Origin of the sequence: Caballeronia sp. (genome assembly GCF_049581465.1) — a bacterium.
Lineage (GTDB): Bacteria > Pseudomonadota > Gammaproteobacteria > Burkholderiales > Burkholderiaceae > Caballeronia.
The window spans coordinates 1-5539 of the sequence record NZ_JBAUSA010000466.1; the positions used below are offsets into that span (position 1 = coordinate 1).

Sequence of the window (5539 nt, forward strand, 5' to 3'; positions counted from 1 at the left end):
TCCTTGCCCTTCTTCGTCAGCGCCAGATTGACCACCCGGCGATCGTCGACGCTGCGCGAGCGTTCCAGCAGTCCCTTCGTTTCCAGCTTGTCCAGCATCCGCGTCATCAGTCCGGTGTCGACGGACAACATCTTCGAGAGTTCGAACGGCGTGGAGGCCATGCCGCGCTGCATCGCGAAGAGAATGCCCATCTGCGGCCCGGTGATGTCGAGATGCTTGAGGGCCGCGTCCATTTCCCCGGTGATCAAGTTGCGGGCCTTGGTCAGCAAGAATCCAATGCTTCGCGTCAGCGTGAAAGTTTCGGGCGTGTAGTGCTTCATGGCGGATCCTTGAATAGAAGAATGTTTGCGATTTTCCACCGTCCGAGCGGCGCGCGGCTCAGTGACCACCCGCGCCCGCTGCGGCCTTTGCGCCAGCCTTGCTCGGCTTGGTGATCCAGATGAGCGGAATGATCACGATAAAGGTCACCGCCGACAGCAAGAACACATCGTTCACGCCGAGCATTGCCGCCTGCGCGCTTAATTGCGCTTCGAAAAGGTTCTGCGCTTTGAAGACATTCGCGTGCAGCGTCGTCTGAATCCCGGCAAGCGCATGCACATAGGCCGGGTTATTCACGCTGGTCAGCTCGGTGAGTCGTGCATGGTGCTGGATCGTCCGGTCGTTCCAGATGGTGCTCATGATCGAGGTGCCCGCCGCGCCGGCGAAGACGCGCGCGAAGCTGGACAGGCCGGCCGCAGCCGGGATCTTCTCCGGCGGCAAGCCCGACAGAATGATTGCAGTGAGCGGCGTGAAGAACAGCGCCATCGGGATACCCTGCAGCAACGTTGGCAGAACGAGCGCGTAGGGGTCGACGTCCGTCGTGTACCACGAGCGCATCAGGAACACGCCCCCAAAGCATAGGAAGGCGAGCGTCGCCAGTACCCGCGTGTCCGATTTCGGCATGATCTTGCCCATCACCGGCGCAAGAAATATGGCGAGGATACCGAGCGGTGCAATGATCAACCCCGCATCGACAGACGGGTAGCCCAGGCTTTCCTGAATCCATGTCGGCAGGATCACGAGGTTAGAAAAGTAGAGCGCGTACCCGATCGATATCGCCACGGTGCCGCCGAGGAAGTTGCGTCCCTTGAACAAACGCAGGTCGACGATCGGCTTGGCCTCGGTCAGCTCCCAGATCACGAAGAACAGGAACGTGATCAGCACGACGATAGCGAGCGCCCAGATAACCGGCGAATTGAACCAGTCGAGATCCTTGCCCTTGTCGAGCATGATCTGCAGCGCGCCCACCCAGACGATCAGCGAGAAAAGCCCCACCTTGTCGACCGGCAACTTACGCGACGGCGTTTCGCGCTTGCGGTAGAGCGCCCAGATCACTGCGGCGGCAAACAGGCCAACCGGCACATTGACGTAGAAGATCCACGACCAACTGTAGCTGTCGGTGATCCAGCCGCCGAGAGCGGGCCCAGCGACCGGCCCGACCGTTGCGGTCATCGCCCAAAGCGACAACGCACTCGCGCTCTTATGCTTCGGAAACGAGCTGAGCAGGAGCGCTTGCGAGAGCGGTATCATCGGCCCCGCCACTGCGCCTTGGATGATGCGGGCCACGAGCAGAGAGGGCAGATTCGGCGCGAGGCCGCACACCGCGGAAGCCACTACGAACAGCAAGATCGAAGTTACGAAGAGCCTCACCTGCCCGACCCGCTGTGTCAGCCAGCCGGTCAGCGGAATCGCCACCGCGTTGGCCGCGGCGAACAGCGTGATGACCCACGTGCCTTCATCCACCGACACACCCAGGTCGCCGGACATCGTCGGGATCGCGACGTTGGCGATCGACGAGTCCAGCACATTCATGAAGGTGGCGAGAGCCACAGCGAAGGCGCCCAGTGTGAACTGCCAGCCAGTCAATGGCGCTTGCGGGCTCGCGTTATTTGGCGGGTTCATGTTGCGTCCTTTAAGAGGCTTGATGATCAGTTGTAATCAAGCGTCGCCGTGTATCTGATATGTCAGATATTTGATTAAAAAAAATGGCTCGTTTATCGTGCGCGGTCGATAGTGTTTGGCGCATGCCGCGTGGCGCGCTGAGGAATGCGAGTGCTTTTTCGCAGGTAGTGCGCGTGGCCCCAAGCCCGACAGAAGCCACGGATGTTTGCGGTCCACGCGAGCACCGGCATGTCGGGCGCCCAAGCTGCGCGCGACGTGTGCGGTGCGAGCACTGAACCCAGCGAGCGGCACTATGCCCGTTGGGTTCAGTGCTTGATGGCTCTCTTCATGGTTTCGCTTGATGCGCCCAAAATTGACCGTTCCTGCCACGCCGCAAAGCTGATTCAGCGGTAGCGATCCGCAGGGCGGAGCGCTACCCGTCCATCCTTACGCAGCGGCGATCGCTTCGCGTGCGCCAGCGAGCGCTGCGCTAGCCACGTCCGGGCCCATGGCCAGGCCTTCAGCATAGATGAAGGTCACGTCGGTCATGCCGAGGAAACCGAGGAACATCTGCAGATACGGGGTGTGGGTGTCGTCGGCTGTGCCGACATACTGGCCGCCGCGAGCGGTCACGACGAAGACCTTCTTGCCCTTCACAAAACCTTCCGAACCATCCGCCGTGTACTGGAACGAGATGCCGGCGCGAGAGATAAAGTCGAAGTACGTCTTCAGTTGCGATGACACGCCAAAGTTGTACATCGGTGCGCCGAGCACAATGATGTCGGCCGCTTGCAGTTCGGCGATCAGCGCCTCGCTACGAGCAGAGATAGCAACTTGTTCCGGGGTCCGCTGGTCAGCTGGCGTGAAAAACGCGCCGAGGATCGAATCGTCGAGGTGGGGCAGCGGTTCAGCTTGCAGATTACGGACGACGACTTGCGCGCCCGGATTCGATTGTTGGAGCTTCTCGGTCAGCTCGTTGAGGAGCAGCGTCGATTGAGCGCCTTGCGAGCGGGCTGCCGAGTTGATTTGCAGGATCGTGGTCATGATATTTCCGATATTGGGTAGAAAAAATGGCTCATTTATTGAGCGCGGCCGATAGTGTTCGGCGCATGCCTCGTAGCGCGCCGTGGAATGCGATGCGTTTGTGCAGGTAGTGCGCGTGACCCCAAGCCCGACAGCAGCCGGAGCTATGACTACGCGAGCACCGGCGTGTCGGCGCCAAGCCGAGCGCGATCGTGTGGTGCGGAGAAATCGAGCACTGGACCCAGTGGCACGATGCCCGTTGGGTTCACGCCTCGATGGCTTTCGTAATAGTTTCGCTTGATGTGTTCGAAGTTGACCGTTTCTGCCACGCCGGGAAGCTGATAGATATCACGCGTATAGGCGGAGAGATTCGGATAGTCGACGATCCGGTGCAGGTTGCACTTGAAGTGGCCGAAATAAACAGCGTCGAAGCGGATCAATGTCGCGAACAAGCGGATGTCCGCCTCGGTGAACGTATTACCAACCAGGAAACGCTGGGTCGAGAGCCGCTCTTCCAGCCACGCCAGCGTTTCGAATAGCGGCGTAACGGCTTCCTCGTAGGCGCTTTGGGTTGTCGCGAAGCCGGTTTTATAGACGCCGATATTCAGCGTGCTGTACACCCGGCTGTTGATCTCGTCGATCTGCGGTCGAAGTGCTTCTGGATAGTAATCGCCAGGCGTAGCGCCGAGACCGTCGAACGCCGAGTTCAGCATGCGGATGATCTCCGACGATTCGTTATTGACGATCGTCTTATCCTGTTTGTCCCATAGCACGGGCACCGAGACCCGCCCGGTGTAGTCCGGATCGGCCGTGGTGTAGACCTGATGCAGCAAACTCGCGCCATTGACAGTGTCGGGCACGGTGCCAGGGCCATCGGCGAAGGTCCACCCACTATCGACCATCAGCCAGTGCACAACCGACACACTGACCATCTCCTCCAGACCCTTGAGCGCCCGCACAATCAGAGCACGCTGGGCCCACGGGCAGGCGAGGCTCACGTACAGATGGTATCGCCCCGCCTCAGCGCGGAAGCCGCCGCGCCCACTCGGACCAGGCGAGCCGCCGGCGGTCACCCAGTTGCGGAACGCAGGATCCTTACGGACGAATCGCCCCCCGCTTGACGTCGTGTCAAGCTCGCGGTCTTGCCATTTACCATTGACCAGGAGGCCCATATCGATGTTCCTTGTTGACGACGCTGCGCGCCTATACCGACTGCGGCGTGAGGGACACGGGGCCTGCTGAAGAGACATTCGTGTTCGTTGATGCATGATGGACCGACTCCATCCTATTGCCGTACGATATTCCCGATGTAAACGTTCGATGGAGTTGCACATGTTGTCGGAGGAAGAACTGGCACTGCTGGACGCGATTCGCGAAACGGGGAGCCTGTCGCGCGCGGCCGCGCAACTAGGCAAGGCGCCGTCGACCGTCTCGCATGCCGCGCGCCAGCTTGAGAGCCGCTTCGACGCGCTGTTGTTTGATCGTCGGCGCTACCGGTTGCAACTCACGCCCGCTGCGCTCTTGCTGGCCGAGGAGGCGGGGCGACTCATGCAGGACATGGCGCGCGTGACGCAGCGGGTTCGGCAGATTGCCAACGGGTGGGAGGATCGCCTGTGGATCGTGACCGACGAAATCATCGAGTTCGATCTGGTCATGCCGGTAATCCACACGTTCGACGCGTTGCAATCCGGGGTTAAGTTACGCCTGACGAATGAAGTGCTAAGCGGCACGTGGGAAGCCCTTCGCGATGGCAGGGCCGACCTGATTGTAGGCGCTACCAATGCGCCCCCTGCGATACCCGGTCTGCGCTGGTTCGAACTGGGTGCGATGGAATGGGTATTTGCGGTTTCACCGCGCCATCCGCTCGCGGCGATCAAAGGCCCGCTCAAGCGCGAAGACATTTCGGCACATCGTGGTGTCGTCGTTGCCGATTCGTCGAGAATGACAACCGGACGCGCCTACGGACTCGTTGGCGGCCAGGCGTCGCTTGCTGTACCGAACATGCGGGCGAAGATTCTGGCACAGCGCGACGGCCTTGGTGTCGGCTGGCTGCCAAAACTTCGGATTGCGTCACTCCTCAAGCGCGGCGATCTGCTTGAGAAAGGCACGGTCGATCCACGTGAACCCAACGTACTTTACGTCGCCTGGCGTGGCGATCACGAAGGGCGTGCCCTGCAATGGTGGCTGGAACAACTGCGTCAACCACGTCTCGTGCAACGGCTGGTGGAAGGGCTCGATCTGTTTGCGTAAAGCCGGGCCCGTCGCGGGATGCAACAACCCCCTCCTCGCAGTTGATTACGTAGAGGATCACATACAGCGCGGGGGCTGACGTGCCCGCGCGGCTGCTGCTAGAATGTGCGAACCATGCGACTCACAGCAAAATTTCCCTCCGGTTTGATCCTTCACGGTTGGCGTTGATCGTCACCGGCGCTTAGGCGCATCTGCTGTATTTACCCCCCTGTTTTCCCGCTAGATACGTGTGTCGCGGCCTTTCCCCGGGTGGAAATTGGCGCGTGCGCTTATGTAATCGCTCGCTTCTGCGGGCCTCTGGTTAGCACTGGGGGACAATGGGTGGTAAATCCAGCCTTCTGATGAT

Annotated in this window: 5 protein-coding genes; 1 reads left to right on the plus strand and 4 read right to left on the minus strand. The window is 60.5% G+C overall.

What is annotated here, in order from left to right; genetic code table 11:
- The 4 genes from WCA53_RS11525 to WCA53_RS11540 all read right to left on the minus strand — a co-directional run.
- On the minus strand, window positions 1–320 hold a 320-nt coding region (locus WCA53_RS11525), incomplete at its 3' end, for a MarR family winged helix-turn-helix transcriptional regulator (protein WP_423909505.1).
- A 58-nt stretch (window positions 321–378) separates the two neighbouring features.
- Window positions 379–1941: a DHA2 family efflux MFS transporter permease subunit gene (locus WCA53_RS11530; RefSeq protein WP_423909510.1), complete on the minus strand. Its 1563-nt coding sequence runs from the start codon at window positions 1939–1941 to the stop codon at window positions 379–381.
- A 426-nt stretch (window positions 1942–2367) separates the two neighbouring features.
- On the minus strand, window positions 2368–2964 hold the full coding sequence (locus WCA53_RS11535; RefSeq protein WP_423909515.1) for an FMN-dependent NADH-azoreductase: 597 nt from the start codon (window positions 2962–2964) through the stop codon (window positions 2368–2370).
- A 149-nt stretch (window positions 2965–3113) separates the two neighbouring features.
- Complete coding sequence (locus tag WCA53_RS11540) at window positions 3114–4115, minus strand: glutathione S-transferase family protein (RefSeq protein ID WP_423909518.1); 1002 nt, start codon at window positions 4113–4115, stop codon at window positions 3114–3116.
- A 160-nt stretch (window positions 4116–4275) separates the two neighbouring features.
- Here WCA53_RS11540 and WCA53_RS11545 point away from each other — a divergent pair, with 160 nt between their 5' ends.
- Window positions 4276–5193 (plus strand): LysR family transcriptional regulator, encoded by a 918-nt coding sequence (locus WCA53_RS11545; protein ID WP_423909521.1) that lies wholly within the window; start codon window positions 4276–4278, stop codon window positions 5191–5193.
- The last annotated feature ends 346 nt before the right edge of the window (window positions 5194–5539 follow it).

Bases quoted from the DNA above. Each gene is read 5' to 3' on its own strand.
- WCA53_RS11540 (WP_423909518.1), bottom strand. From the start codon at position 4,115: ATGGGCCTCCTGGTCAATGGTAAATGGCAAGACCGCGAGCTTGACACG.
- WCA53_RS11530 (WP_423909510.1), bottom strand. From the start codon at position 1,941: ATGAACCCGCCAAATAACGCGAGCCCGCAAGCGCCATTGACTGGCTGG.
- WCA53_RS11535 (WP_423909515.1), bottom strand. From the start codon at position 2,964: ATGACCACGATCCTGCAAATCAACTCGGCAGCCCGCTCGCAAGGCGCT.
- WCA53_RS11545 (WP_423909521.1), top strand. From the start codon at position 4,276: ATGTTGTCGGAGGAAGAACTGGCACTGCTGGACGCGATTCGCGAAACG.